The sequence below is a fragment of the Thermobacillus sp. ZCTH02-B1 genome (genome assembly GCF_002159085.1).
Classification (GTDB): Bacteria; Bacillota; Bacilli; order Paenibacillales; family Paenibacillaceae; genus Thermobacillus.
The window spans coordinates 243,023-266,954 of the sequence record NZ_LZRU01000012.1; the positions used below are offsets into that span (position 1 = coordinate 243,023).

The 23,932-nt window shown below is 67.0% G+C and carries 22 protein-coding genes; 2 read left to right on the forward strand and 20 right to left on the reverse strand.

Annotated features, from left to right (window positions below; all coding sequences use genetic code 11):
- Positions 1 to 87 precede the first annotated feature (87 nt).
- The 10 genes from hisS to A9Z00_RS06055 form a co-directional block, all read right to left on the reverse strand.
- On the reverse strand, positions 88 to 1,365 hold the full coding sequence (gene hisS, locus A9Z00_RS06010; protein ID WP_296975256.1) for a histidine--tRNA ligase: 1,278 nt from the start codon (positions 1,363 to 1,365) through the stop codon (positions 88 to 90).
- A gap of 462 nt (positions 1,366 to 1,827) precedes the next feature.
- Positions 1,828 to 2,166: a hypothetical protein gene (locus A9Z00_RS06015; protein WP_296975257.1), complete on the reverse strand. Its 339-nt coding sequence runs from the start codon at positions 2,164 to 2,166 to the stop codon at positions 1,828 to 1,830.
- A 298-nt stretch (positions 2,167 to 2,464) separates the two neighbouring features.
- Complete coding sequence (locus A9Z00_RS06020; RefSeq protein ID WP_296975258.1) at positions 2,465 to 4,000, reverse strand: coproporphyrinogen III oxidase; 1,536 nt, start codon at positions 3,998 to 4,000, stop codon at positions 2,465 to 2,467.
- A gap of 121 nt (positions 4,001 to 4,121) precedes the next feature.
- On the reverse strand, positions 4,122 to 4,304 hold the full coding sequence (locus A9Z00_RS06025; protein ID WP_296975259.1) for a hypothetical protein: 183 nt from the start codon (positions 4,302 to 4,304) through the stop codon (positions 4,122 to 4,124).
- 164 nt (positions 4,305 to 4,468) lie between these two features.
- Positions 4,469 to 4,921 (reverse strand): D-aminoacyl-tRNA deacylase, encoded by a 453-nt coding sequence (gene dtd / locus A9Z00_RS06030; protein ID WP_296975260.1) that lies wholly within the window; start codon positions 4,919 to 4,921, stop codon positions 4,469 to 4,471.
- A gap of 27 nt (positions 4,922 to 4,948) precedes the next feature.
- Positions 4,949 to 7,150, reverse strand: a complete 2,202-nt coding sequence (locus A9Z00_RS06035; protein WP_296975261.1) for a RelA/SpoT family protein — start codon at positions 7,148 to 7,150, stop codon at positions 4,949 to 4,951.
- Positions 7,151 to 7,344: 194 nt separating this feature from the next.
- The gene (locus A9Z00_RS06040) at positions 7,345 to 7,866 is read right to left on the reverse strand and encodes an adenine phosphoribosyltransferase (RefSeq protein ID WP_296975262.1); all 522 of its coding nucleotides are present in this window, start codon (positions 7,864 to 7,866) and stop codon (positions 7,345 to 7,347) included.
- Positions 7,863 to 10,307, reverse strand: a complete 2,445-nt coding sequence (gene recJ, locus A9Z00_RS06045) for a single-stranded-DNA-specific exonuclease RecJ (protein WP_296975263.1) — start codon at positions 10,305 to 10,307, stop codon at positions 7,863 to 7,865. Before recJ ends, A9Z00_RS06040 begins: the two co-directional genes overlap by 4 nt.
- Before the next feature lie 82 nt (positions 10,308 to 10,389).
- Entirely contained in the window at positions 10,390 to 11,256 is an 867-nt protein-coding gene (locus tag A9Z00_RS06050) for a cation transporter dimerization domain-containing protein (protein ID WP_296975264.1), read from the reverse strand.
- Positions 11,257 to 11,410: 154 nt separating this feature from the next.
- Complete coding sequence (locus tag A9Z00_RS06055) at positions 11,411 to 11,650, reverse strand: post-transcriptional regulator (protein WP_296975265.1); 240 nt, start codon at positions 11,648 to 11,650, stop codon at positions 11,411 to 11,413.
- A 174-nt stretch (positions 11,651 to 11,824) separates the two neighbouring features.
- Here A9Z00_RS06055 and spoVB point away from each other — a divergent pair, with 174 nt between their 5' ends.
- Positions 11,825 to 13,378 (forward strand): stage V sporulation protein B, encoded by a 1,554-nt coding sequence (gene spoVB / locus A9Z00_RS06060; protein ID WP_296975266.1) that lies wholly within the window; start codon positions 11,825 to 11,827, stop codon positions 13,376 to 13,378.
- Between the two features lie 55 nt (positions 13,379 to 13,433).
- On the opposite strand, the gene A9Z00_RS06065 is transcribed toward spoVB, so the two are convergent.
- Together A9Z00_RS06065 and A9Z00_RS06070 are read right to left on the reverse strand one after the other, a co-directional pair.
- Complete coding sequence (locus tag A9Z00_RS06065; protein WP_296975267.1) at positions 13,434 to 14,174, reverse strand: YetF domain-containing protein; 741 nt, start codon at positions 14,172 to 14,174, stop codon at positions 13,434 to 13,436.
- Positions 14,175 to 14,291: 117 nt separating this feature from the next.
- The gene (locus tag A9Z00_RS06070) at positions 14,292 to 15,638 is read right to left on the reverse strand and encodes an ArsB/NhaD family transporter (RefSeq protein ID WP_296975451.1); all 1,347 of its coding nucleotides are present in this window, start codon (positions 15,636 to 15,638) and stop codon (positions 14,292 to 14,294) included.
- 182 nt (positions 15,639 to 15,820) lie between these two features.
- On the opposite strand from A9Z00_RS06070, the gene A9Z00_RS06075 reads away from it, so the two are divergent.
- Complete coding sequence (locus A9Z00_RS06075) at positions 15,821 to 16,210, forward strand: TIGR04086 family membrane protein (RefSeq protein WP_296975268.1); 390 nt, start codon at positions 15,821 to 15,823, stop codon at positions 16,208 to 16,210.
- Positions 16,211 to 16,328: 118 nt separating this feature from the next.
- Here A9Z00_RS06075 and yajC read toward each other — a convergent pair whose 3' ends face one another.
- The 8 genes from yajC to ruvC are packed head-to-tail and all read right to left on the reverse strand — an operon-like array spanning position 16,329 to position 23,765.
- Positions 16,329 to 16,661, reverse strand: coding sequence for a preprotein translocase subunit YajC (gene yajC / locus A9Z00_RS06080; protein WP_296975269.1), 333 nt, complete (start codon positions 16,659 to 16,661; stop codon positions 16,329 to 16,331).
- 15 nt (positions 16,662 to 16,676) lie between these two features.
- Positions 16,677 to 17,834 carry a tRNA guanosine(34) transglycosylase Tgt gene (gene tgt / locus A9Z00_RS06085; protein ID WP_296975270.1) on the reverse strand — a complete coding sequence of 386 codons (1,158 nt, stop codon included), beginning with the start codon at positions 17,832 to 17,834 and terminating at the stop codon, positions 16,677 to 16,679.
- Positions 17,812 to 18,876, reverse strand: coding sequence for a tRNA preQ1(34) S-adenosylmethionine ribosyltransferase-isomerase QueA (queA, locus tag A9Z00_RS06090; RefSeq protein ID WP_296975271.1), 1,065 nt, complete (start codon positions 18,874 to 18,876; stop codon positions 17,812 to 17,814). The genes tgt and queA overlap by 23 nt, the downstream gene beginning before the upstream one ends.
- Positions 18,877 to 18,880: 4 nt before the next feature.
- On the reverse strand, positions 18,881 to 21,019 hold the full coding sequence (locus A9Z00_RS06095) for a SpoIID/LytB domain-containing protein (RefSeq protein WP_296975272.1): 2,139 nt from the start codon (positions 21,017 to 21,019) through the stop codon (positions 18,881 to 18,883).
- On the reverse strand, positions 20,991 to 21,527 hold the full coding sequence (locus A9Z00_RS06100; protein WP_296975273.1) for a thiol-disulfide oxidoreductase DCC family protein: 537 nt from the start codon (positions 21,525 to 21,527) through the stop codon (positions 20,991 to 20,993). The genes A9Z00_RS06095 and A9Z00_RS06100 overlap by 29 nt, the downstream gene beginning before the upstream one ends.
- Before the next feature lie 43 nt (positions 21,528 to 21,570).
- Positions 21,571 to 22,614 carry a Holliday junction branch migration DNA helicase RuvB gene (gene ruvB, locus A9Z00_RS06105; RefSeq protein WP_296975274.1) on the reverse strand — a complete coding sequence of 348 codons (1,044 nt, stop codon included), beginning with the start codon at positions 22,612 to 22,614 and terminating at the stop codon, positions 21,571 to 21,573.
- An 18-nt stretch (positions 22,615 to 22,632) separates the two neighbouring features.
- A complete protein-coding gene (ruvA, locus tag A9Z00_RS06110) occupies positions 22,633 to 23,265 on the reverse strand; it encodes a Holliday junction branch migration protein RuvA (RefSeq protein WP_296975275.1) in 633 nt (210 codons plus the stop codon).
- Entirely contained in the window at positions 23,262 to 23,765 is a 504-nt protein-coding gene (gene ruvC, locus A9Z00_RS06115; RefSeq protein WP_296975276.1) for a crossover junction endodeoxyribonuclease RuvC, read from the reverse strand. Before ruvC ends, ruvA begins: the two co-directional genes overlap by 4 nt.
- Positions 23,766 to 23,932: the final 167 nt, after the last annotated feature.

A 23,932-nucleotide genomic window follows, 5' to 3' on the forward strand; every position in this document is an offset into this window, starting at 1 on the left:
CTCTCTTCGACACCCCTTAACGGATCGGTATCACCTTTGAGCCCGTGCGCATCATCCGCGCCGGCCGGCAGCGGATGATCCGCCGGTTTATTCCGTCCTTGTCTCCGGATGGCTGCGATCGAGCTCCGTCAGATGATGCACCAGCTCTTCCAGCCTGACGGTCCGCTGCTCGCCGCTCGCCATCTCCTTCAGCGCGATTTCGCCGCGGCTCAGCTCGTCGTCACCGAGGATCGCCGCGTACCGGGCCTTCAGCCGGTCAGCCGCCTTGAGCTGCGCCTTCATGCTGCGGCGCGCGTAATCGCGATCCGCCTTGAAGCCCGCCTGGCGCAGCCGGTGCAGCAGCCGGACGGTCTCCCGCTCCGCCGCTTCTCCCTGACTGACGAGATAGACGTCGAGCGCAGCCCGGGAAGCGTCCTGCCGCAGCTTTTGCAGCAGCAGCACGGTCCGCTCCAGGCCGATGCCGAGTCCGACGCCCGGCTGGTCGGGGCCGCCGATCTCCCGCACGAGGCCGTTGTAGCGCCCGCCGCCGCCGATCGCGTCGATCGCGCCGATCCCTTCGGCCTTGTATTCAAAGGCGGTATGCGTGTAATAGTCGAGGCCGCGGACGAGGCGCGGATTGATCGTGAACGGAATGTCCATCGCCTGAAGATGCCCTTGCACCGCTTCGAAATGCTCCCGGCATTCCCCGTCCAGACTGTCGAGGATCGAGGGCGCTCCGCCGAATTTGTCCTGGTCGACCTTGCAGTCGAGCACGCGCAGCGGATTGCGCTCCATCCGTTTGCGGCAATCCTCGCAGAGCCGGTCTTTGAGCGGCTCCAGGAATTCGAGCAGCCTGCCCCGGAATGCCGCGCGGACGGCCGGCGTGCCGACGGAGTTGATCTCGACGCGGACGCCTTCAAGGCCGATCTCCCGGTAAAACATCCAGCCGAGCGCGATCACCTCCGCGTCCAGCGCGGGATCGGCCGATCCGATCGCCTCGACGCCGAACTGGTGGAACTGGCGGTAGCGTCCCGCCTGCGCCCGCTCGTAGCGGAACATCGGGCCGATGTAGTACAGCTTCGCCGGATCCGGCTCGCCGTACAGCTTGTTCTCGACATAGGCGCGCACGACGCCGGCCGTTCCTTCCGGCCGGAGCGTGATGCTGCGTCCGCCCCGGTCCTCGAAGGTGTACATCTCCTTCTCGACGATGTCCGTCGTCTCGCCGACGCCGCGGCGGAACAGCTCCGTCGCCTCGAAGATCGGCGTGCGGATCTCGCGATAGTTGAAGCGGCGGCACAGCTCGCGAGCGGTCGCCTCGACGAGCTGCCAGTCGCCCGCGCTGCCGGGCAGAATGTCCTGCGTCCCCGGCGGTCGCTGGAAACCCATAGCATCACCCCGCATCGGTTCATGCCTTGATTGCAATGGATCGAATGACGGGCTCCCCGATCAAGCTAAAAGGCCCCCGTCCCCTCTGGGACGAGAGCCTCCGCTCCCGTGGTGCCACCCGGATTCCAGGTGCGGATTCCGATCCCGCCGGCCGCCATGGCCTCCGGCGCACGATCCGGCGCCGGGAAGCGCAGCCGTCCGCACCTGCTCGCTCAGCCGGTTAACGCCCGGCCACGTTCCGCACTACTGGGCGACGCCTGCGCGGGCCGTTCGCACGGAAATCTCGGGGAGGTTCTTCATCCGGTCGCCACCAGGCGGCTTCCAGCCGACGGCCGCCCTCTCTGCGGGCGCGGTTCCGGACTACTCTTTCCCGTCATCGATGCTGGTCATGTGAAGTCATTGCCCATTATTGTAATATGCGCGTCCGCGCCTGTCAACCGAGCGCCGGTGCGGTCTGCCGCGTCACGGATCCTCGACGTCCAGCGGGCGGATCAAATCGCCTTCCACGGCATAAATCTCCTGCCCCCGTTCCTCGTCGAAGCTGCGGATACCGGGAATCACATAGGATCGGTTCTCTCCGAGCGAAGGCGCAGCCTGCGGAAAGATGACCCGGATCCAAATCGTCTGTCGGCGGTCATTCACGGCTTCCCACAAACCGTCGTCCCGTTTTTTCACGAGCGTGACCGTCATGGGAGCGATCCCCTCGACCTGACCGCCTGCCGGGGTTTTGGACCAGATGACGGACAGGCGCTGTCCGGGATTCCGTCCCTCCCGAACGGCTTCCGCGTGCGACTCGAGCATGTCCCGGATCCGCCCGTGATCCCGCGTTCGTCCGGAATCCGCGGACACAACGCATAGGAACGCCAGCAGCGCGCACAACAGTCCGATCCGCCATTTCCTCAACCTGCATCCCGTCCTGACCAGGTTCTTCCCGATTCTTCCATTTTGCACGGAACCCGCGGCCGGGTCAACCGGTTTTCGCCGTTGATTCAAAGAAAGAGGCCTGCAACGCGCGTTGCAGGCCGATGACGTGGATCTATCATAAAGGGGGTTGATTGTCATTATAGTCCCCGAACATGTTCGTTGTATTACATTTTCATTACAATGCGGCCGCCCGGCGCTCCAGCATGCGGTCGAGCGCCTCGATCTTCGCCTCCGCGGCCCGTTTCCATGACTCGATGTACGCCTTCGGCTCCTTCGGGTTCGCGTGGCGCGTGATTTCCCCCGTGGCCGGATCGATGAACTTGCTCGTCGCGCCGCAGCCGATGCCGACGATCGACTGCATTTCTTCCATCATCAGGATGTTGTAGAGGCTCTCGCGTCCCGGCTTCGCGTACCCGACGTTCTCCTGGTTGCCGAGGATGTTCTTCTGCCGGTACAGGTAATAGGGAACATACCCGTGCGCGTCGGTCCATTCGAGCGCCATCCTCGTCATCCTGACGATATCCTCGCGGCCCGCGACCCGGTACCGGTCGCCGTCGCCCTCCCGCCGCCGGCGCGTCATTTCCGACGCCCGCTTGAACGACAGCGTGTGCACGGTCAGCGACTCCGGCATCAGCTTCTCCGTCTCGGCGAGCGAACGCGCGAACTCCTCCGGCCCTTCGCCCGGCAGCCCGATGATGAGATCCATGTTGATGTTCCCCATGCCGTATTTCCGCGCGAGCCGGAATTTCTCAACCGTCTCCCCGACGGTGTGGTGCCGGCCGATCCGGTCCAGCGTCGCCTGCGTATAGGTCTGCGGGTTGATGCTGATCCGGCCGATCTTCCACTTGCGCAGCACCTCGAGCTTTTCCGGCGTGATCGTGTCCGGCCGGCCGGCTTCGACGGTGATTTCGCGCACCCGCTCGATGTTCGGGATCACCTCGTGCATGAGCGCGTAGAGCGCGTCCATCTGCTCCGCGGAGATGCTCGTCGGCGTGCCGCCGCCGTAGTAGATCGTCGTGACGCCCGTGCCGGTCCGCCGGAGCCAGTCGCCGATCATCCGCATTTCTTCATGCAGCCCGCGCAGAAAATCGTCCACCGACCCCTGCTTGCCGTTGATGTCGTAAGCGGGGAACGTGCAATAGGCGCACTTCGTCGGACAGAACGGGATGCCGACATACAGGCTGACCTCGTGCCCCAGGTCATACAGATCGGGGAGCACGGCGAGCTGCCGGTCCACGATCCGCTCCATGAGCGCGATCTTCTCTTCACTGATCCGGTAAAGCGCGCGCAGCTCCCGCCGCGTCTCCTCGCGGCCCAATCCCCTGCGATACCGGTCGTGCAGCAGCTTCGTCGGCCGCACGCCGGTGAGAATCCCCCACGGCTGCACGATCCCCGTGCGGCGTTCGAGCGCCTCGAGCAGCGCGGCACCCGCCGCCTGCCTGCGGGCGGCACGGCGCTCCTCGTCCGGCGCGCCGTCCGGCACCCGGCGCCGCTGCTCGATCCGCACCGGCTCGCCGCCGCCCGCTTCAACCAATGCGGCCCGCGCCAGCACGCCGCCGTCGAGATCCGACAGGTCCAGGGCGACCGTCCATTCCGCATCCGGCGCGTCCGCCGGGCCGACCGTGACGGACGCGTCATCGGCGAACAGCGCCGCGATGTTCGCAAGCGTCCGTTCGAGCACCTTGTCCTCCGTCCGAATGTGGATCCGCATCCCGTTTCAACCTCCGTGAATCCGCGCGTCCGGCCGCGCCTTGTCCATCGCGGCGTCATGCCGCGGCCGCCATCGGCACCGGTCCGCGCCGCATCCGTATGCCCGCCGCGTCCGTGCCGCGTCAGCCGGCCGGCGATGCGCCCGGCGCGCCGCTTCTTCCGCGGACGGGAACCGCTTCCCGTTCCGGGCGTCTCCCGTGGATCTCGCCATCCGTCGCGAGCGCGGCGGCCGCTTCCCGCCGATCCGCGCCCGGCAGCAAGACGGAGGCGCGCGCCGTCCGCCATTGCGCCGGCGATTGCCGCACCTGCGCCCATCTCCTTCCGCAAGTTCTGGCGGGGTCGCCCGACGAACCCGCGTCCGCTAGTGTGCCCGCCCGGCGGCGGTTTAACCCGGCGTCCGCCGGACCGCGGAACCCCGGAGCAGCATGCGGAAGGACAATCGGGACCACCGCCGGATGCCCGGGCGGCTTCAGCCGCTCCGGTCCCGCGTGTCCAGGATGAGCGTCACCGGCCCGTCGTTGACGAGGCTGACCTGCATCATCGCGCCGAAACGGCCGGTCTCGACGACGAGCCCGTGCTCCCGGAGATGCCGGTTCAACGCCTCATAGAGCGGCTCGGCCTGTTCGGGCCGCGCGGCCGCCATGAAGTTCGGCCGCCGGCCCTTGCGGCAATCGCCGTACAACGTAAACTGCGAGACGGACAAGACGCTGCCCCCGACTTCGAGGACGGACAGGTTCATCTTCCCCTCGTCATCCTCGAAAATCCGGAGCCCCGCGATCTTGTCCGCCATCCATTTCGCGTCCGCTTCCGTATCGTCATGCGTCACGCCGACGAGCAGCAGCAGTCCGCGGCCGATCGCGCCGACGGTTTCGCCGCCGACCGTGACCGACGCCGAAGCGACGCGCTGCACCACGATTCTCATGTTCCGCATTCCAGCCTTTCGCTTGCATCACTGCATGATCCGCTGCACGGAAAAAACGTCATGCACGCGCTTGATTTTGTCCACCACAGCCTGCAGATGCTCGACGTTGCGAATCAGGATCGTCATGTGAATCTGGGCGATCTTGTTCTTGTCCGAACGTCCCGACACGGCTGCGATGTTCGTCTTGCTCTCGGACACGGCGGACAACACTTCGTTCAGGAATCCCTTCCGGTCGAGGCCGCGGATCTCGATGTCGACCGCGTAGTTCGCGTCGACCGACTCCTCCCATTCCACCTCGATGACGCGCTCCGCTTCCTCGCCGTCCTGCGCCTGCGGCAGATTGTTGCAGTCGGCCCGGTGGACCGAGACGCCGCGGCCGCGCGTGATGTAGCCGACGATCTCGTCCCCCGGGACCGGGTTGCAGCAGCGCGCGAACCGGACGAGCAGATTCTCGACGCCCTTCACCCGGATGCCCTGGGCCGAGCGCTTCCGCTGCACGGCCGCCCCGGAAGAGGAGGCGGGCGGCTTCACTTCCCTGACCTCGCCCTCGGACAGCTCGATTTTTTCCGCCTCTTCCGCCTCGCGGCGCAGCTTCTCCGTCAGCCGCGTGACGACCTGCGCCGCCGTGATGCCGCCGAAGCCGACGGCGGACAGCATGTCCTCCACGTCGTTGAACGCGAACTTCTCCGCGACGGGCTGCAGCTTGGTCTCCTGCATCCATTCGGAGGGCTCGAGCCCGAGCCGCTTCAGTTCGCGTTCGATCGCCTCTCGGCCGCGCTGGATGTTCTCCTCGCGCTTCTCCTTCTTGAACCACTGCTTGATCTTGTTGCGCGCGTGGGACGATTGGGCGATCTTGAGCCAGTCCCGGCTCGGTCCGTACGAATGCTTCGACGTCAGGATCTCGACGATGTCGCCCGTCTTGAGCTTGTAATCGAGCGGCACGATCCGGCCGTTCACCTTCGCGCCGATCGTCCGGTTGCCGACCTCGGTATGCACGCGGTAGGCGAAATCCAGCGGCACCGAGCCGGCCGGAAGCTCAAACACCTCGCCCTTCGGGGAAAAGACGAAGACGAGATCGGAGAAGAAGTCCATCTTCAGCGATTCCATGAACTCCGCGGCGTCGCGCGCCTCGTTCTGCAGTTCCAGAATCTCGCGGAACCACTTCACCTTCTCTCCGAAAGCGGGGTCCGGGTTCGTCTGTCCTTCCTTGTACGCCCAGTGCGCCGCAATGCCGTATTCGCTCGTCCGGTGCATCTCCCAGGTGCGGATCTGCACCTCCAGCGGCTCACCGTTCGGGCCGATGACGGTCGTATGAAGCGACTGGTACATGTTCGCCTTGGGCATCGCGATATAGTCCTTGAACCGGCCGGGCATCGGGCGCCACAACGTATGGATGATGCCGAGCGTCGCATAGCAGTCCTTCACGTTGTCGACGATGATGCGAATCGCGAGCAGGTCGTAGATTTCGTTGAACTGCTTGTTCTTCTCGGTCATTTTCTTGTAGATGCTGTAAATGTGCTTCGGCCGCCCGGAAATGTCGCCCTGGATGCCCATCTCCACGAGCTTCTCGCGGATTTTCTCGATCACCTCGGCGATGTACTGCTCGCGCTCGGCCCGCTTCTTCTTCATGAGATTGGCGATCCGGTAATATTGCTGCGGATTCAGATAGCGGAGCGCGATGTCCTCCATTTCCCACTTGAAGGCCGACATCCCGAGGCGGTGCGCGATCGGACAGTAAATCTCGAGCGTCTCGTGGGAAATCCGGCGCTGCGCCTCCTCCGACTGGAACTTGAGCGTGCGCATGTTGTGCAGCCGGTCCGCCAGCTTGATCAGGATGACGCGGATGTCCTGCGCCATCGCGACGAACATTTTGCGGTAGTTCTCGTTCTGCTGCTCTTCCTTCGACCGGAACTGGATGCGCTCGAGTTTTGTCACGCCGTCAACCAGCATCGCGCACGTCTCGCCGAACCTGGCGCGCACGTCGTCCAGCGTCACGTTCGTATCTTCGACGACGTCGTGAAGAAGCGCGGCCACGGCCGTCGTCACGTCCATCTGCATGTTGACGAGGATCTCGGCCACGGCCACCGGATGCTCGATGTACGGTTCGCCCGATTTGCGCACCTGGCCCTTGTGGGCTTCGGCGGCAAACTCGTACGCTTCCCGGATCTTGGCGATATCCGATTCTTTCATGTAGGTCGAAGCTTTCTCGATCAGAGACTCGATGCCCATTGACCGTCCCTTTCTTCCGTGCGCCGCGGAAGTTCCGCAAGGTACGTTAGTTTACATTATGACCCCGGAGGCTTGCCCCGTCAACCGTGGCGCAAACGAAGATGCCGCCCGACGGGTCCCGGGCGGCATCGCGCTCCTGTCCGGAAAAAATTCAAATCGTCCGCTGGACGGATGACCGGATCCGTGATGGCCGTTCATTCGTCGCCGTAGGTCACCAGGCTGAACACCTGCTTCCCGCCGAGCCGGTCCCGGCCGTTCAGGTAGGCCAGCTCGATCAGGAACGCCGCGCCGGCGACTTCCCCGCCGAGTGATTCGACCAATCGGATGCAGGTCGAGATGGTCCCGCCGGTCGCGAGCAGGTCGTCCGCCACGAGCACGCGCTGTCCGGGCTTCACCGCGTCCTTGTGGATCGCCAGCCGATCGCTGCCGTACTCGAGGTCGTACGACGCCTCGACCGTCTCGGCGGGCAGCTTGCCGCTTTTCCGGATCGGCACGAAGCCGACGCCGAGCATGAGCGCGAGCGGCGCGCCGACGACGAAGCCGCGCGCCTCGGGACCGGCGATCAGATCGACGTTCAGGGGCCGGACCAGGTCCGCAAGCGCCTCGACGGCCTTCCGGTAAGCTTCCGCGTCCTTCAGCAGCGTCGTGATGTCCTTGAACCGGATGCCCGGCTGCGGGAAATCGGGAATGATGCGAATGTAATCCTTGAAATTCATGGTTCCTGTCCTCCTTGAACGATTGCGGCCCCCGCCGGCTGCGGCCGGCGGCAAGGCGCTTCTTCGGGTTCCCGGCATGCCGGGGTCCGGCGCTCGATCCACGCCGCAAGTTCCGGGGCCGGCGCGGACCAGAGCCGCCTCGCTTCGGCGGCGCGCACCGCTTCCCGGTAGGCCGCGGATTCTTCCAGACGGCGCTTCGCCGGATTCGCCGCCATCCGGATCCGGTCGCCGTCGGTTTCGAGAAATCCGAGCTCGCGGAACACGTCAAGCACGAGTTCCGCCAGATCCCGGGGCATGTCCAGCCGCCCGAGCAGGGCAAGCGCCTCCCCGGGCAGCACCGGCCCGGCCATCGCATCGCGCAGCAGCCGGTAGGCCGACGTGAAGACGCTCCGATCCGGTTCGAGCCGCTCCGGCATGTCATACAGCGCGTAGACCGCCGCCGGCTCCCGGCAGGCGGCCAGGATGGCGGCCAGCTTCGCCTCGCTCGGCGGCGGATCGATCAACACGATCGAACGGCAGTCGCCCACATCCGCGACGCCGTCGTCATAACCACGGATGATCCAGGCGCCGGACGATCCCGTCGCGCCCGCCGCGGCCGCCTCCCGCAGCGCCGGATCGGCGGTGAACACCACCGCCGGCTCAGCCGCGACGCCCCGCGCGAAGAGCCCCCGCAGCCGTTCGAGCCGGCCGTCCGCGCCGCCCGGACCGGCCCGCCGGACCCGGCCGTCGAACAGCTGCACGTTGTTCACGCGCAGATCGCGCAGGACGAGCTGCGCCTTGCGGCGGCCGTTCCACTCGTTCACTCCCAGCTCGCCGACGAGATCGACCCGGGCCGTCTCCGTAAGACGCGCCGCCCAGTCTCCGAGGCCGAAGCCGACGGCTTCGAACCCGTCGTACGGCCCCTGCGGCGCGATCTGCAGATGCCGGCCGTCCTTGCCGATCGCCCGCGCGCTGCGGACCGGCACATCCGCAACGAGCAGCACCGGCCGCGGATTGCCGCAGCCGTACGGTTCGAGCAGCCGGAGCTGCTCGGCCGCCTCGAGGGTGACCTCCGAGGCGTCGCAGACGAGATCGATTTCCAGCCGGCGTATGTAATCTTCCTCCGTAAGCCATGCGGCCGCGAGGCCCTCGAGCCGCGCCTCGAGTTCGGGCAGGCGGTCCGCCGGAAGCGTCATGCCGGCGGCCGCCTGGTGGCCGCCGTAATGGTCCAGCAGATCCGCGCAGGCCGTCAGCGCGGCGTGGAGATCGAAGCCGGGGATCGAACGCGCCGACCCCTTGGCCGCGCCCGTCTCCGGATCGACGGCGAACACGAACGCCGGCCGGTAATATCGTTCGATCAGCTTCGAGGCGACGATGCCGGCGACTCCTACGCTCCAGCCTTCGGATGCGGCGACCAGCACGCGGGGCGCCGTCTTCCCAGCCGCCTCCGCCGCCCGGACCTTGTCCGTCCAGAGCGCATCGGCCTCGCGGACCATCGCCTCGACGAGCTTCTGCCGCTCCCGGTTCAGCGCGTCGAGCTCCGCCGCACAGGCGGCGGCCTCCGCCTCGTCGCGGGTCAGCAGCAGGCGGATCGCCGGATCCGCGCTCCCGAGCCTGCCCGCGGCGTTGATACGCGGCGCCAGGCCGAATGCGACCGCATCCGCGTTCAGCTTCTCCGGATCGACGCCGCATGCCGCAAGAAGCGCGCGCAGACCCGGTCGATCCGTCCGCCGCATCCGCCCGAGCCCGTGGCGAACGAGAAACCGGTTCTCATCGATGAGCGGCATCAGGTCCGCGATCGTGCCGAGCGCCGCGAGCTCCGTCCATTCCAGCGGCAGGCGGCCGAGCAGCGCATGCGCCAGCTTGAACGCGACGCCCACGCCCGCCAGCCCCTTGAACGGATAGGGGCATCCCGGCTGCTTCGGATTGACGATCGCACACGCCTCCGGAAGCCTGGGCGGCGGCTCGTGATGGTCCGTCACGACGACGTCGATGCCGAGCTCGCCCGCGCGGGCGACCGCTTCGACCGCGGCGATGCCGTTGTCGACCGTCAGGATCAGCCGCACGCCGGCCGCCGCGGCCGCTTCGACCGCCTGCACGCTCAGCCCGTAGCCTTCCAGCGTCCGATGCGGCACCGCGTGGTCGAACACCGCGCCCAATTCCCGCAGCGCAAGCGAGGCGAGCGCGGTGGCCGACACGCCGTCCGCGTCGTAATCGCCGAAGATCCGGATCCGCTCGCCGCGCTCCTTCGCGAGGCGGATCCGCTCCGCCGCCCCGCGCATCCCCTTCATCAAGAGCGGATCGTGGAGCGTCTCCGGTCCGCCTTCGAGAAACGTCCGCGCCGATTCCGGGTCCCGGAACCCGCGCCGGACCAGAAGCCGCGCCGCAAGCGGTTTCAGGCCGAGGGCGCGCGCGATCCGCTCCGCGTCCCGTTCCTCCTCCGGCCCCGGGCGCTTCACCATCCATCGAGTGTCCGATTTGAGCATTCGTCGATTCCCGCTTTCCGCGACGCGGCCTTCCGCGCGGCCGCTTCATCCGTCTTTGTCATTGCAGCAGCGTCGGCACGTTGTCCTGCCGCGCGTCGCCGTATATCTTGTGGGGATAGCCGCGGTCGTACGGCTCCACCTTGACGCGGACGTCGAGCACGTACGGGAATGTGGTGAGCAGCCGTTCCCGCGCGCGGCGGCCGATCTCCTGACCTTCGTAGACCGTGATGAACGGGTTCACCCGGATCGTCAGGTTGACCACCACATAGTGCCCGTGCGCCCGCGTCTGGCACGATTCCACTTCGATCACGCCATCCACGCTGCGAACGGCGGCCCGCATCGCGGCCAGTTGGGCTTCGCCCACCCCGGACCGCGCTTCGCCGTCGAGCATGCGAATCACGCTGCGGCATCCCTGCAGCGCCATCGCCAGGCCGATCGCGCATCCCGCCGCTTCGTCCATGACCATGAGCAGCGGTTCGTCCTGCCGGCCGCCGATCGCCGCCGCGGCAGCCCCGAGCAGCGCGACGGCGGACATGTACGCGTCATACGCCCTGCCCCGGCCCGGCGCATCCAGCGCCGCCCGAATCGCCCACAGTACCGGAACGGCGATCAGGACCGACCAATGCGGGGCGGTCGCGGCGTCCTCCCGCACGATGCGGAATGCCGCAATCGCCAGCTCGATGCCGGCTACCGCCATCGCGACCGGCAGCAGCGCCTCCGCGGCGCCTCGCCTCGTCTCCGGCTCGCCCGACCGCGCGGGACTCATCCCGAACCGGAGCGCACCGGCCGCCGATCCGGCCGCCTGCCGCAGGCTTTCGGCGAGCAGCGCATGGCTTCCGGCCGCAAACCCGCCCGCCGCCGCCAGCAGCGCCGCCGCGGATGCGGCCCAGCATGCGCCGCGTCTGCCGAATACCGGCTTACCCACACCACGTCACCCTTCCGTATTCGGAGCGATCATACTCGCGTATCGACATCCCCATTATAGCGATGCCGATTTTGGTAAGTCAAAAATACGCCTCCAAGCAGCAAACTCCCGCCGAAGCGGCGGGAGCACCGGTCAAGTGCGCGGGATTCGCCCCTCAGAGCCGGTTTCCGCGGTATGCGCCCAGCGTGACGTAGTTCATGAACTGCGTCACCTTCAGCGACAGGATGTCGTTGACCACCCGATGCAGGGGCGGCTGACCCGTCTTGTGGTAATTTTCGCTCACGCATTCCCAGATGTCCCGGCCCGTCACGCCCTCGTAACCGAGCATGCGGAACTCTTCCGCCTTGCTTTCACACAATTCCTCGATCGCCGCGTTCAGTTCCTCTTCAGTCATCCGGCGCACCTCCCTGGCACTCGATGCGGTCTACCGAATTTATTCGTTTCCCCGGCCGCAAATTCCTGCCGGCGCCGTTCGCGACGCCTCCAGTCATGCGGACGGACAGGCCGCATAGACATGGAGTGAGCAAGTCCGCGGACGCGCGGCTCCATGCGGAGGGGGAAAACACGCGTGACCAGGCAAACGTTCATCCAGGGCGCCATGATCCTGCTCGCCGCCGGCATCGTCAACCGGCTGCTCGGCTTCATACCCCGCATCGTCCTGCCGCGCATCATCGGCGCGGAAGGGGTCGGCCTGTACCAGCTCGGCTATCCGTTCCTGACCGTGCTCGTCACGCTCGTCACCGGCGGCATTCCGCTCGCCGTCGCGAAACGGGTCGCGGAAGCGCGCGCTTCCGGCGACCCGGACGCCGAACGGAGCATCTTCCGCACCGCGATGGCGCTCGCGGTCGGGCTGGCTTCGCTGCTTGCCGTGCTTTCGGGCCTTTCGGCGCCCTGGGTGACGACCCGGGTGCTCACCGATCCGCGCGTCTACACCACGTTCATGTGGATGTTGCCGGTGCTTCCGATCACGGCCGCGTCGGCCGTGCTGCGCGGCTATTTTCAGGGACGGCACAACATGCTGCCGACGGCGGTGTCGACGGTGGCCGAGACGATCGTCCGCATCGCGCTCGTGCTGCTTCTCGCCGCCGCGCTGCTCGAGCGCGGGCTCGAGTGGGCCGCCGCCGGCGCGATGATGGGCGTCCTGGCCGGCGAAGGGTTCGGTCTCGCCGTGTTGCTTGTCCACTATGCGCGGATCAGGCGGGCGGAGCAGCCCCCGGCGGCCCGCATGGCCGCCGGCGGCGGTCCGTTCCCGGCGCTGCGCCTCCTGCTCGGCCCGGCCGTGCCGGTCACGGGCAGCCGGCTCGTCGGCTCGCTTTCGTATCTGCTCGAATCGATTTTCACCGCGCGGAGCCTCGCGGCCGCCGGGGTGGCGACCGGCGTCGCGACCGCCCAGTACGGCGCGCTGCAGGGGATGATCATGCCGGTCGCGCTGCTGCCGACGGCGCTTACCTATTCGCTGGCCGTCTCGCTCGTGCCGTCGCTGTCCGAAGCCGCGGCCGGCAGCGACCGGGCGCTCATTCACAAGCGGCTCCACCAGTCGACGCGGATCGCCCTCGTCGCCGGTGCGCCGTTCGCCGTCGCGATGTATCTGTTCGCCGAGCCGATCTGCCGCCTCCTGTACGACCACGCGGAGATCGCGCCGATGCTCCGGATGCTCGCGCCCGCGGCGCTGTTCATCTATCTGCAGGCGCCGCTGCAGGCCGCGCTCCAGTCGCTCGACCGGCCGGGCGTGGCGCTGATGAACTCCTTCGTCGGCGCGGCGGTGAAACTGACGCTGATCGCGCTCCTCGCCTCGCGGCCGGAACTCGGCATCTACGGCGCGCTCATCGCGATCATGGTCAACATCGTGCTCGTCACCGCGCTCCATGCCGTCGGCGTCGCCCGGGCCGTCGGCTTCACGATGAAGCTGCCCGACATCGTGAAGGTCGGCGCCGCGATGACCGTCATGGGTGCCGCGTCCCTGTTCGTCATGAAGCGCGGGCTGCTGCCCGCCGAATGGATGAACCTGCTGCTGGCGCTCGCCGCCGGAACCGCCGTCTACCTGCTGCTCATGGTGCTGATGCGGATGATCGACCGGCACGATGCGATGCGCCTTCCGTTCATCGGCCGCCTGTTCCGCTGACGGTCCCTGCCCCGCATGGAAACGGCACAAGCCCGCAAACCGCCGGACAAGCCCGTCACGGCTGCGGCTTGCGGGCGGCGTCGACGAACAGCCGGCCGCGGTGGTCGATCGTGCACAGGAAGACGTCCTTCACGTCCGTGATGCCGCGCGAGCGGAGCTCGCTGCGCAGCCAGAACTTGTTCTTCCCGAGTTTCTCGAGGTTTTCCTCGAGCACGGTCCCGTCCATGATGAGCGGCACCGGCAGCGCCTCAAACCGGTATTTCGGCGGAAACGGCACCGTGCCGGCCGATTGGTCCGCCCGTTCCTTCCCGGGCTGCTCCCCTTTCGTCCCGCCGCTCTCCGCGTCCTGCTTCTTGATGACCGAGAGCTTGCCGTTCGGTTCCAGCACGGCGAACTCGACATCTTCGACCGACGCGATCTGATGCTCCCGGAGCTGCAGCATCAGATCGTCGAGGGTGTACCGCTGCTTCTTCATCACGTCCCGCCGCAGCTTTCCCTTTTCGATGACGATCTGCGGCTTGCTGTCGAACATGAGCCTCAATTTTCTCGACTTCAGCAGGATGAACGACGTGCCGACCTGGATCGCGAGCAGCACGGCCATCGGCACAAGCGCGTGCAGCATCTGTTTCTCGGGCTCCACGATCGAGATGATCGCGATCTCGGCGATCATGATCGAGACGACGAAGTCGAAAACCGACAGCTTGCCGATCTCCCGGCTGCCCATGATCCGCATGATCGCAAGCACGACAAAATACGTGACGACGGTACGCAGCACGATGATGCCGAGTTCCTGCACCGCAGCCGCTCCTCCCCGCTCCGTCCTTCCTTCCAAACGGTATCCGTATTATGCGCGTCGTGACGGAACGCGCATGCGGAGGGGCGGGCGTTCAATATGTGGATGCACCGCCTGTCGTTACAACAGGAACAGGACGACGTACGCGGCGGAAACGGCAAGCGCGAGCAGCGTGACCGGCGCGCCGATTTTCAGATATTCGGCATAGGACAACTTCTCCCCGTCCCGCGCGGCCATGCCGGCCGCAACGACGTTCGCCGCCGCGCCGGTCAGCGTGCCGCCGCCGCCGAACGACGCGCCGAGCGCCAGCGACCACCAGACGGGATCGAGCGCCGCGGGGTCCGCCGTCTCCATCTGGGCGGCCAATTCCGCCAGGAGCGGAAGCATCGCCGCGACGAACGGCGTGCTGTCCGTGGCCGCGGACACGATGCCCGCCAGCCACAGCGCGAGCATGGACAGGTAGCCGATGTCCCCGTGCGCGAGCTGCAACGCCATCGTCGCGAGCCGCGCGATGACGCCGGTCTCGGCGAGGGCCCCGACGACCGCGAACAAGCCGGTGAAGAAGACGACGGTCCGCCAGTCGATCGCGTCCAGCACCTCGTCGGCGGATTGGCTCCTCGGACCTGCCAGCATGAGCAGCGTCGCCCCCGCAAGCGCCACCGCCGCCGCCTCGATGCGGACGCCGGTCCATTCGGAGAGCGGTTCGTGCAGCACGAAACCGGCGAGCGTCAACGCGAACGCGATCGCCGTCCTGACCGCCAGCGGGCGGTCCTTGACGAATGCCGCGGCGTTGACCGCGAGCAGTTCCTTCCGCTCCGCCTTGCCGGCGTTAAGCTTCCCGCGGTACAGGTGCTGCAGCAGCACAACCGTCAGGATCAGGACCAATAGCGAGATGAGTCCGGCATGCAGGAGAAAATCGCTGTACGACAGACGCGGATTCGCCCCGGCGACCATCAGATTCGGCAGGGTGCCGGTCATCGTGGCGGTCCCGCCGACGTTGACGGCGATGATCACCGCGATCAGATAGGGCGCCGGATCAACCTTCAGCATGCGGGCCGTCGAGAGCGTAAGCGGCACCAGGAGCAGCACCGCCGTCACCTGATCGAGCAGCGCCGAAGCGATCGCCGCCGCGACGGTCAGGACGGCCAGCATTTTGCGCGGGCAGGCCTTCAGCCGCTGAACCGCTTTCAGCGCCGCGTACTGAACCAGCCCGGTGCGGCTGGCCATGCCCGTCAGCACCATCATGCCGGCCAGCAGGAACAGCATTCGCCACAGGATATGTTCCCCGTAAGCGTCTTCGAGACCGATCGCGCCGAGCAGCGCGAGGATGACGGCGCCGGCCAGCGCGGCGGCCGCGCGGCTCATTTTGTCCGTGATGAGGACGGCGTAAACCGCCAGAAACACGCCCGCCGCCGCGACGGCCTGCCAGCCCGGCGAGACGGCCGCTTCGGCCGCGACTTGATGCATCAAGCCGTTACCCCCGTTTCTCCAGCCAAAATCCCATTGATTATAGCGCATCATTTCCGGTTTCGTCCATGAAAATTTCCATTATTTGTTACATCTCGCTTGCAACCCGGTTCTAATCCCGCTTGTCCCGCATAAAGTGTACAAACCGGGTTGACGGGATGACGCTCCGGGAGGGATGAACCATGGAACCGATCCGAACGGCGACGCGGTCCGGCAGCCGGTGGGCGCTGCTTTTCGGTCTGTTCGCCGCGATCCTCTGGCTTGGCGCCGGCGCACTGCTGCTCTCGCTGCTGCTTCGCTACGGCGGGCTGGACGAACGTTCGCTGCCCGCCCTGGCGCTGACGGCCCACGGCGTCTCTGCGCTGGCCGGCGGGTTCACGGCGGGCAGGCGGGCCGGCCAGAAGGGCTGGTACATCGGCCTGTTGCTCGGCTCCCTCTACGCGCTGATCGTGCTCACGATCGGCTTCCTCGCGGCGGACGCGCCGCTCCGCCTCGAGTCGCTGGCGCTTCTCGCGACCGCGGCGGCCGCGGGAACGCTCGGCGGCATGTTCGGCGTCGGCACCCGCCGATAGGCCGCGCGGAAAGAACGCGGCGGCCATTTCCCGGGCAATGGCCGCCGCAAAAAACCCTCTGCCACGAAGGACAGAGGGTTGTTTCGTTCCCGTATGGTTATGTAAGCGTAAGCGCGCATCAGGATCCCGACGATGACGAGGAAGATGACGGTCCCGGCGCCGGTTCGATGACCGTGTTGATGGCGGTGCGGTCGAACGTCATCTTGACCGTATCGTTGACGCGCAGCACGACCGTGTCGTCCGTCAGCTCGACGATCGTGCCGTGGAGACCGCCGATCGTCGTCACCTTGTCGCCCTTTTTCAACTGGCTCAGCATCAGATTCCGCTGCTTCTGCCTCTTCTGCTGCGGGCGAATGAGAAGAAAATAGAAGATGACGAACACGATCAGCATGGGCAAGATCAAACTCCAGATGCTGGGGCTCTGCGGAGCCGCCTGCTGCGCCAACCACATATTCGCTCCTCCTCTCTAGAACCCGTGTGGATTGTCAAACAGGCCGTACTCGGCGAAAAACCGATCGCGGAAATCGAGCAGCCGGTCTTCCAGGATCGCTTGCCGCACGTCCTGCATGAGCTTCATCAGAAAGTGAAGATTGTGGATCGTCGTGAGCCGGATCCCGAACGTCTCGTCCGCCTTGATCAGATGCCGGATGTAGGCTCGCGAGTAGTTCCGGCACGTGTAGCAGTCGCAGGCGGGATCGATCGGCCCGAAGTCTTCCGCGTATTTCGCGTTGCGCACGACCAGGCGGCCGCGGCTTGTCATGCATGTCCCGTTGCGCGCAATGCGCGTCGGCAGGACGCAGTCGAACATGTCGATGCCGCGGATCGCGCCCTCGATCAACGCGTCGGGAGATCCGACGCCCATCAGGTATCTCGGCTTGTCGGCCGGCAGCAAGGGAACCGTGTACTCGAGCACCTCGTACATGACGTGTTTCGGTTCCCCGACGCTCAGTCCCCCAATAGCATACCCCGGGAAATCCAGCGATGTCAAATCAGCCGCGCTTTGGCGCCGCAGATCCTCGTACATGCCGCCCTGCACGATGCCGAACAGCGCCTGCTCCTCCGGGCGCGCGTGCGCCTTCAGGCAGCGCTCGGCCCAGCGGCTCGTCCGCGCCACCGACTGCCTGACGTACTCGTAGTCGGCCGGATAGGGCGGGCATTCGTCGAACGCCATCATGATGTCGGAGCCCAGCGCGTTCTGGATTTCGGTCGCGAGCTCCGGTGACAGGAACAGCCTGTCGCCGTTCAGATGGGACCGGAACTCGACGCCCTCTTCCCGGATTTTGCGCATCTCCGCCAGGCTGAACACCTGGAAGCCGCCGCTGTCCGTCAGGATCGCGCGGTCCCAGTTCATGAACCGGTGCAGGCCGCCGGCCCGCTCGATCAGCTTGTGGCCCGGCCGGAGAAACAGATGATACGTGTTGCTCAGGATGATCCCGGCGCCGATCTCCTTCAGCTCTTCGGGGCTCACCGTCTTGACGGTCGCCTGCGTGCCCACCGGCATGAAGGCCGGCGTGTCGAAGGAGCCGTGCGGCGTATGCACCCGGCCGAGCCGGGCGCCGGATTGCTTGCATACCTTGATCAGTTCGTATCGTATCGCCACGTTATCGCTTCCCGTCCGTTCCATAAATGAACATCGCGTCGCCGAAGCTGAAGAACCGGTATCTCCGTTCGATCGCCTCGCGGTATGCCTTCAGGATCAGCTCGCGGCCCGCGAAGGCGCTCACGAGCATGACCAGCGTCGAGCGCGGCAGATGGAAATTCGTCAGCAGCGCGTCAACGAGGAGAAACCGGTATCCCGGATAGATGAAAAGGTCCGTCCAGCCGCTGCACGCCTCGATCTTCCCGGGACCGAACCTGGCCGCCGCCGTCTCCAGCGTCCGCGCGGACGTCGTGCCGACGGCGACGATCCGCCCGCCCTTCTCCCGCGTCTCGTTCAGCATCGCGGCGGTCTCCGCCGAGACCTCGTAATATTCGGCATGCATGACGTGGTCCTCGACGCGCTCGACCGTCATCGGGCGGAACGTGCCGAGGCCGACGTGCAGCGTCAGGAACGCGGTGCGGACGCCCGAGGCGCGAAGCTCGTCCAGAAATTCGTTCGTGAAGTGCAGCCCCGCCGTCGGCGCGGCCGCCGAACCGTCATGCTTCGCGTAGACGGTCTGATAGCGCTCGCGGTCCTCGAGGCGCCGGCGGATGTAGGGCGGCAGCGGCATCTCGCCCAGCCGGTCCAGCAATTCCTGGAAGATGCCCCGATACCGGAACTCGACCGTTCGGAGACCCGCCTCGCCCTCCGCCTGCACGACGGCATGGAGGAGCGGTGCACCCGTCTCATCCTCGCCGAACGCCAGCACGGTGCCGGGCTTCAGCCGCTTCGCCGGCTTCGCGAGCACCTCCCATCGGTCGCCCTCCAGCCTTCGGAGCAGCAGCAGTTCGACCCGCGCGCCGGTCTCCGGCTTGATGCCGCGGAGCCGCGCCGGCAGCACGCGCGTGTCGTTCAGCACGAGCAGATCGCCGGGTTTCAGGTACCGTCTCAGATCGGTGAACGTGCCGTGTTCGATTGTTCCCGTCGTCCGGTCAAGTGCGAGCAGCCGGGATGCGGTCCGTTCGGGCAGCGGCGTCTGCGCGATCAGCTCTTCGGGCAGCTCGAAGTCGAATTCGTGCGCGAACACCGCGTTATCCTTCCTTTTCGATCGTGACATTCTTGTAGTAGTATTTCAGAATCGATTGATAGTCATACCCGCGCTCGGCAAGCCCCCGCGCGCCCCACTGGGACAGGCCGACGCCGTGTCCGTTCCCGGTTCCGATGAAGCGGAAGGCCGGCTCGGCGGTTGCGGCGCGGACGACGCCGTCGCCGTTCAGGATATAGAAGTTCTGCCGGTCGAGTCGGACGACGTCGCCCGCTGCGCCGATCATGTACACCGCGCCGGCATCGAACGGCCGCTCGCGCACCCGTCCGGACGCACCGAGCATCGCGGCACGGCCCGTCTCGTCGATCTCGAACCGCGTGCTCGGCAGGCCCCCGAGCGCCGAGCGGAGCGTGTCCGGCGTGCGGACATCGTACCGTTTGCCGTTCACGAGCAGCTCCGTGACGCGGCCGGAAGGACCGCGCGCGCCCACCTCGAGCGAGCGGATCTCGCCCCCGATCGGCGTCGAGGATCGGCCGTTCATCGAAGCCGCGAGCTGCGCCGGCGTGAACGGCCCCCGGATCCAGGACATCTCGTTCGATTGCACGACGGTTTCGAGCAGCACGACCCGCGTGCCCTTGTTGACCCGCGCGATCGGCTCGACATCGGACTGGATGAGCGGAATCGGCCGGATCGCCACGCCGTCGCCGGTGATCCGCAGCACCTTGCTTCCGGCCGCCGTTCTTTCGCCGGTATCCTCCGCGAGATCCTCACGGACGTAACCGTTCCGGCCGTCCGGGAGCACGACGCGGTGCCAGCGGTACAGCCCTTCCTCCGACAGCCCGTCCGGGCTGGGCACGCTCGCAAGATACGGCACGGGGTTGCCCCAGATCTCGGCCGCGTCCGCGGTCATGCCGCCCGCGCTCGAGGAGAACAGCGCTTCGACGACGCGGCCGTTGTGCATCAGCACTTCGCCGCGCGTCGCATCGACCGCCGCGGTCGTCTGCGGCTTCTCCGTCCCGATGCCGCCGTACACCTGGCTGTATGTGCTGTCGACCACATGCGCGATCTGGAAGCCGAAGCCTTGATAGAGCGCGTAGCTGCGCGCGGCGACGGCCTGCGCCTTGAGCGCCTCCATCGGCCAGGAGGCCGGCATCTCCGCGCCGACGACCGAATACAGATACTCCTCGAACGGCAGCTCGTTCACGACCGCCAGCCTCTGGTTGAAGACGGTGACTTCGAATGCCCCCCGGTACGAGCGGCCGTAGCGCTCGTCGAGCCTGATGCCGGCCTGATCCCCCTTCTTCTCCAGCCACAGCTTGACCGAGCCGTCCATCGGAATGAGCACATGCTTCGAACGCCCGCCGCCCGCCTCGAAACCGTCCCGGATCAGGAAGTAGGGCTCGTCCGCCTTGAACGACTGGAGGGACGCGCCGGCGGCCTTCAGGGCTTCGAGGCCGGCCGCGTCGGCCGCCGCACCGACAAGCACCCGGAACTCCGCCGCCTTCGCCCTTTCCGGCACGACCGCCGCCGGCCAGGCTTCCAGCCCGGCGTCGGCGAGCGCCTGCGCGGCCTTGCGCGCCTCTTCAAGGGTGCCGTAGCTTCCCGCGTCGAGACGGACGGGCCCCGCGACGGCCGGCGCAGAGCTGCCGAGCAGCGGCTTGAGCTCTTCGTTCGCGCGCCATTTCGCGAGCGCGGATTCCGCCTCCTCCCGGGTCGGGTAGGCGCCCTCCTCGACGATGTAGACCGTCTTGCCTCCGAGCGCCAGCACCGAGGCGGCGCCGCTGCCGGACAGACTCTGCAGCTTCTGGAGCAGCGCGGAGGCGGCCGCGCCGCTCTCCGTCGTCAGCAGACGGACCCGGTAGCCGTCCATGCTCACCCGGACCGGTTCGCCGGCGCCCGCCTCCAGGATCGGGACGACGCCTTCCGGCTGACGCGCGCCGATCCGGATTCCCGTCTCGGACGAAAACGTCGCCGCCGGGGTCGTCAGTTGATATTTTCCCGGCAGGTTGATGAAGATCGCCACGCGGATCCGGTCGAGCGACGGCACCGCGCCGTGCGTCGGCACCGCCGCCAGCAAGGCGTTCAGCAGCATCAGCGCGGCGGCCGGCGCCAGAAGCCGGCGGAGCAGCGACCTCCGCCCGCCGGACCTCCGCAAGTCATCCCCTGCCATACATCTCACCCTCATCCGTGATCGCTCCTTCGTCTTCCCGGTCTTGCATCCGCGGCCGGGACGCGCCGCTTCCGTGAAGCGCGCAGGCGCCGTCCGCGCAGCCGTCGTCCGCCCTGCCGAACCAGTCGTACCTTCGCCGCGCGACATACCGGTAGGCCGCGTCGGCGATCCGCTTCATGCCGGGCACGCGGTACAGCCCGGACAGCAGCCGCCACCGCGGAAGCTCGCGCATGATCCGCACGACCGCCTCCGCGCCCGCGAAGACGGCCCCGTCCGCCTGCACGACGTGCAGCTGCGCGCGCAGTGCGGCGGGATCGAGGCGGAAGAGCGTCTCCGGAAGGCCGGCCGGATCCCTCCCGCGGGGCGCCTTCATCCTGCGCTCCAGTTCCTGCAGCGGCACGAAACGGAGCTCCGCCCGCGCGCCGCGGACGGCCTCGAACTGCCGGACGGCGCGCGTGCACAGCGCGCATTCGGCATCGTATACGACATGCAGCGTATCCCCCGGTCCCGGCGTGCGGCCCAAGGCGATCGCCTCCCGTCCGTGCGGTTCGTTTTCCCGGTCATGCTCAGAACAATAGCGGCCCTTCCTCCTCCCCGGCCTTTGCGCGTCCCCGCGGCACCGGCAGGCCGAGATGGCGGTAGGCCGCCGCCGTCACGACCCGCCCGCGCGGCGTCCGCTGCAGGAAGCCGATCTGCATCAGATACGGTTCATAGACGTCCTCGATCGTCTGGCTCTCCTCGCCGATCGTCGCCGCGATCGTGTCGAGGCCGACCGGGCCGCCGCCGAAATGCTCGATCATCGCGCGGAGCATCTTGTGATCGATCTGGTCAAGCCCCTTCGGATCCACCTGCATCCGCTCCAGCGCCTCCCGCGCGAGTTCGGCGGTGATGATGCCGTCGCCCTCCACCTGGGCGAAGTCGCGCACCCGTTTGAGCAGCCGGTTCGCAATCCGCGGCGTGCCGCGCGACCGCATCGCGATCTCGCGCGCCGCTGCCCCGATCATGCGCACGCCGAGAATGTCCGCCGACCGCTCGACGATGAACGCCAGCTCGTCGATTCCGTAATATTCGAGCCGGCTGACGACGCCGAACCGGTCGCGGAGCGGCGCCGAGAGAAGCCCGGCCCGGGTCGTCGCGCCGATCAGCGTGAATTTCGGCAGGTCCAGCCGGATGGAGCGGGCGCTCGGCCCCTTGCCGATCATGATGTCGAGCGCGAAGTCCTCCATCGCGGGATAGAGCACTTCTTCGACCGCCCGGCTCAGGCGGTGGATCTCGTCGATGAACAGCACGTCGCCTTCCTGCAGGTTGGACAGGATCGCCGCGAGATCCCCGGGCCGCTCGATGGCCGGACCGGACGTCACGCGCATGTTGACGCCGAGCTCGTTCGCGATGACCGCGGACAGCGTCGTCTTGCCGAGTCCCGGAGGGCCGTACAGCAGCACATGGTCGAGCGCTTCCCTCCGCATTTTCGCCGCCTCGATGTAGACCTTCAGGTTCTCCTTCACCCGCTCCTGTCCGATGTACTCCGACAGATAGCGGGGGCGGAGGCTGTATTCGGCCGTCCGGTCCTCCATCATGAGCCGGGCGGATACGATCCGTTCGTCGTCCATGCCGCTCCCCTCCTTCCGTCACCCTCTGAAGAGCCGCGACAGCGCGCGCTTCACGAGGGCGTCCGCCGTCTCCTCTCCGGTGAGCGTTCCGCAGATCTCCTGCCAGACGCGGTCAATCTCCGCCGTCGTATAGCCGAGCGCGGCCAACGCCTCGCGCGCCTCCGGCCAGGCGGTGCCCGCCCCCTGACCGCCCGCCGCGGCCGCCTCCGGGATCGCGTCTCCCGGAACGCCGGACGCGGGCGAGAAGCCGCCGCCGCGGTCGAGCTTGTCCTTCAGATCGAGAATCATCCGCTGGGCGGTTTTGCGCCCGATGCCGGGCAGCTTCGTCAGAAAGGCGACGTTCTCCTGCCGGATCGCGGCCGCGATCGCCTCCGGCCTCGCTCCCTGCAGGACGCCGAGCGCGACCTTCGGCCCGATGCCGGACACCTCGAGCAGTGCCCGGAACAGCCGCTGCTCCTCGCGCGTCGCGAAGCCGAAGAGCAGCGCGGCGTCCTCGCGCACGTAGTGATGCGTATAGACGGTGACCGGCTCGCCGGACGCCGCGAACGCGTACGGATTCGGGGTGAAGACGCGGTACCCGACGCCCGCGACGTCGACGACGATCCACTCCTCCTCGACATGCGCGACGGTCCCCCGCAAATAGTCGATCATGTCCGGTTCACTCCGTTCAGCCGGTTCAGCAGGACGGCGGAATGGGCGTGGCAGACCGCGACCGCGAGCGCGTCCGCCGTGTCGTCCGGTTTCGGGATCGCGGGCAGGTTCAGGAACATGCGCGTCATCTCCTGCACCTGCCGCTTCTCGGCCTTGCCGTATCCGACGATCGCCTGCTTCACCTGCATCGGCGTGTATTCCGCGACGGGGATGCCGCGCTGCGCCGCCGCCAGCACGATGACGCCGCGCGCCTCGCTGACCGTGAACGCGGTCGTGACGTTGCGGCTCCAGAACAGCTTCTCGACCGCCAGGGCGTCCGGCCCGTACTTGTCCATCAGCGCGCCGACCGCCTCGTACACCTGCTTCAGCCGGATGTCGTGCGGCGTGCCGGCCTCCGTCTCGATGCAGCCGTACTGGACGGGAACGAGCCGGTTCCCGATGCTGTCGATGACGCCGAATCCGACGAGCGCAATGCCCGGATCGATCCCCATTACCCGCACGCCGCTCTCTCCCCGTCCCGGATTTCTCCATTGATCAGAATCGTTGTAGAAGCTTCATCCCATTATAGCAAATGACGGGACGGATGAGAACAGACGTTTCCGGTACCGCACACAACAAAAGGCCGTTCCGGCCATCGGATGGCCCCGGAAACGGCCCTTCGTCCCGT

Coding starts and splice junctions, on each gene's coding strand:
- ruvB (WP_296975274.1), bottom strand. CDS start 22,614: ATGGACGACGAACGGATCGTATCCGCCCGGCTCATGATGGAGGACCGG.
- yajC (WP_296975269.1), bottom strand. CDS start 16,661: ATGTGGTTGGCGCAGCAGGCGGCTCCGCAGAGCCCCAGCATCTGGAGT.
- A9Z00_RS06040 (WP_296975262.1), bottom strand. CDS start 7,866: ATGAATTTCAAGGATTACATTCGCATCATTCCCGATTTCCCGCAGCCG.
- A9Z00_RS06070 (WP_296975451.1), bottom strand. CDS start 15,638: ATGCATCAAGTCGCGGCCGAAGCGGCCGTCTCGCCGGGCTGGCAGGCC.
- ruvA (WP_296975275.1), bottom strand. CDS start 23,265: ATGATCGACTATTTGCGGGGGACCGTCGCGCATGTCGAGGAGGAGTGG.
- A9Z00_RS06095 (WP_296975272.1), bottom strand. CDS start 21,019: ATGAGGGTGAGATGTATGGCAGGGGATGACTTGCGGAGGTCCGGCGGG.
- A9Z00_RS06020 (WP_296975258.1), bottom strand. CDS start 4,000: ATGCGGATCCACATTCGGACGGAGGACAAGGTGCTCGAACGGACGCTT.
- A9Z00_RS06035 (WP_296975261.1), bottom strand. CDS start 7,150: ATGGGCATCGAGTCTCTGATCGAGAAAGCTTCGACCTACATGAAAGAA.
- A9Z00_RS06055 (WP_296975265.1), bottom strand. CDS start 11,650: ATGACTGAAGAGGAACTGAACGCGGCGATCGAGGAATTGTGTGAAAGC.
- recJ (WP_296975263.1), bottom strand. CDS start 10,307: ATGGTGAAGCGCCCGGGGCCGGAGGAGGAACGGGACGCGGAGCGGATC.
- A9Z00_RS06015 (WP_296975257.1), bottom strand. CDS start 2,166: ATGCTCGAGTCGCACGCGGAAGCCGTTCGGGAGGGACGGAATCCCGGA.
- tgt (WP_296975270.1), bottom strand. CDS start 17,834: ATGGAACGGACGGGAAGCGATAACGTGGCGATACGATACGAACTGATC.
- hisS (WP_296975256.1), bottom strand. CDS start 1,365: ATGGGTTTCCAGCGACCGCCGGGGACGCAGGACATTCTGCCCGGCAGC.
- dtd (WP_296975260.1), bottom strand. CDS start 4,921: ATGAGAATCGTGGTGCAGCGCGTCGCTTCGGCGTCGGTCACGGTCGGC.
- A9Z00_RS06075 (WP_296975268.1), top strand. CDS start 15,821: ATGGAACCGATCCGAACGGCGACGCGGTCCGGCAGCCGGTGGGCGCTG.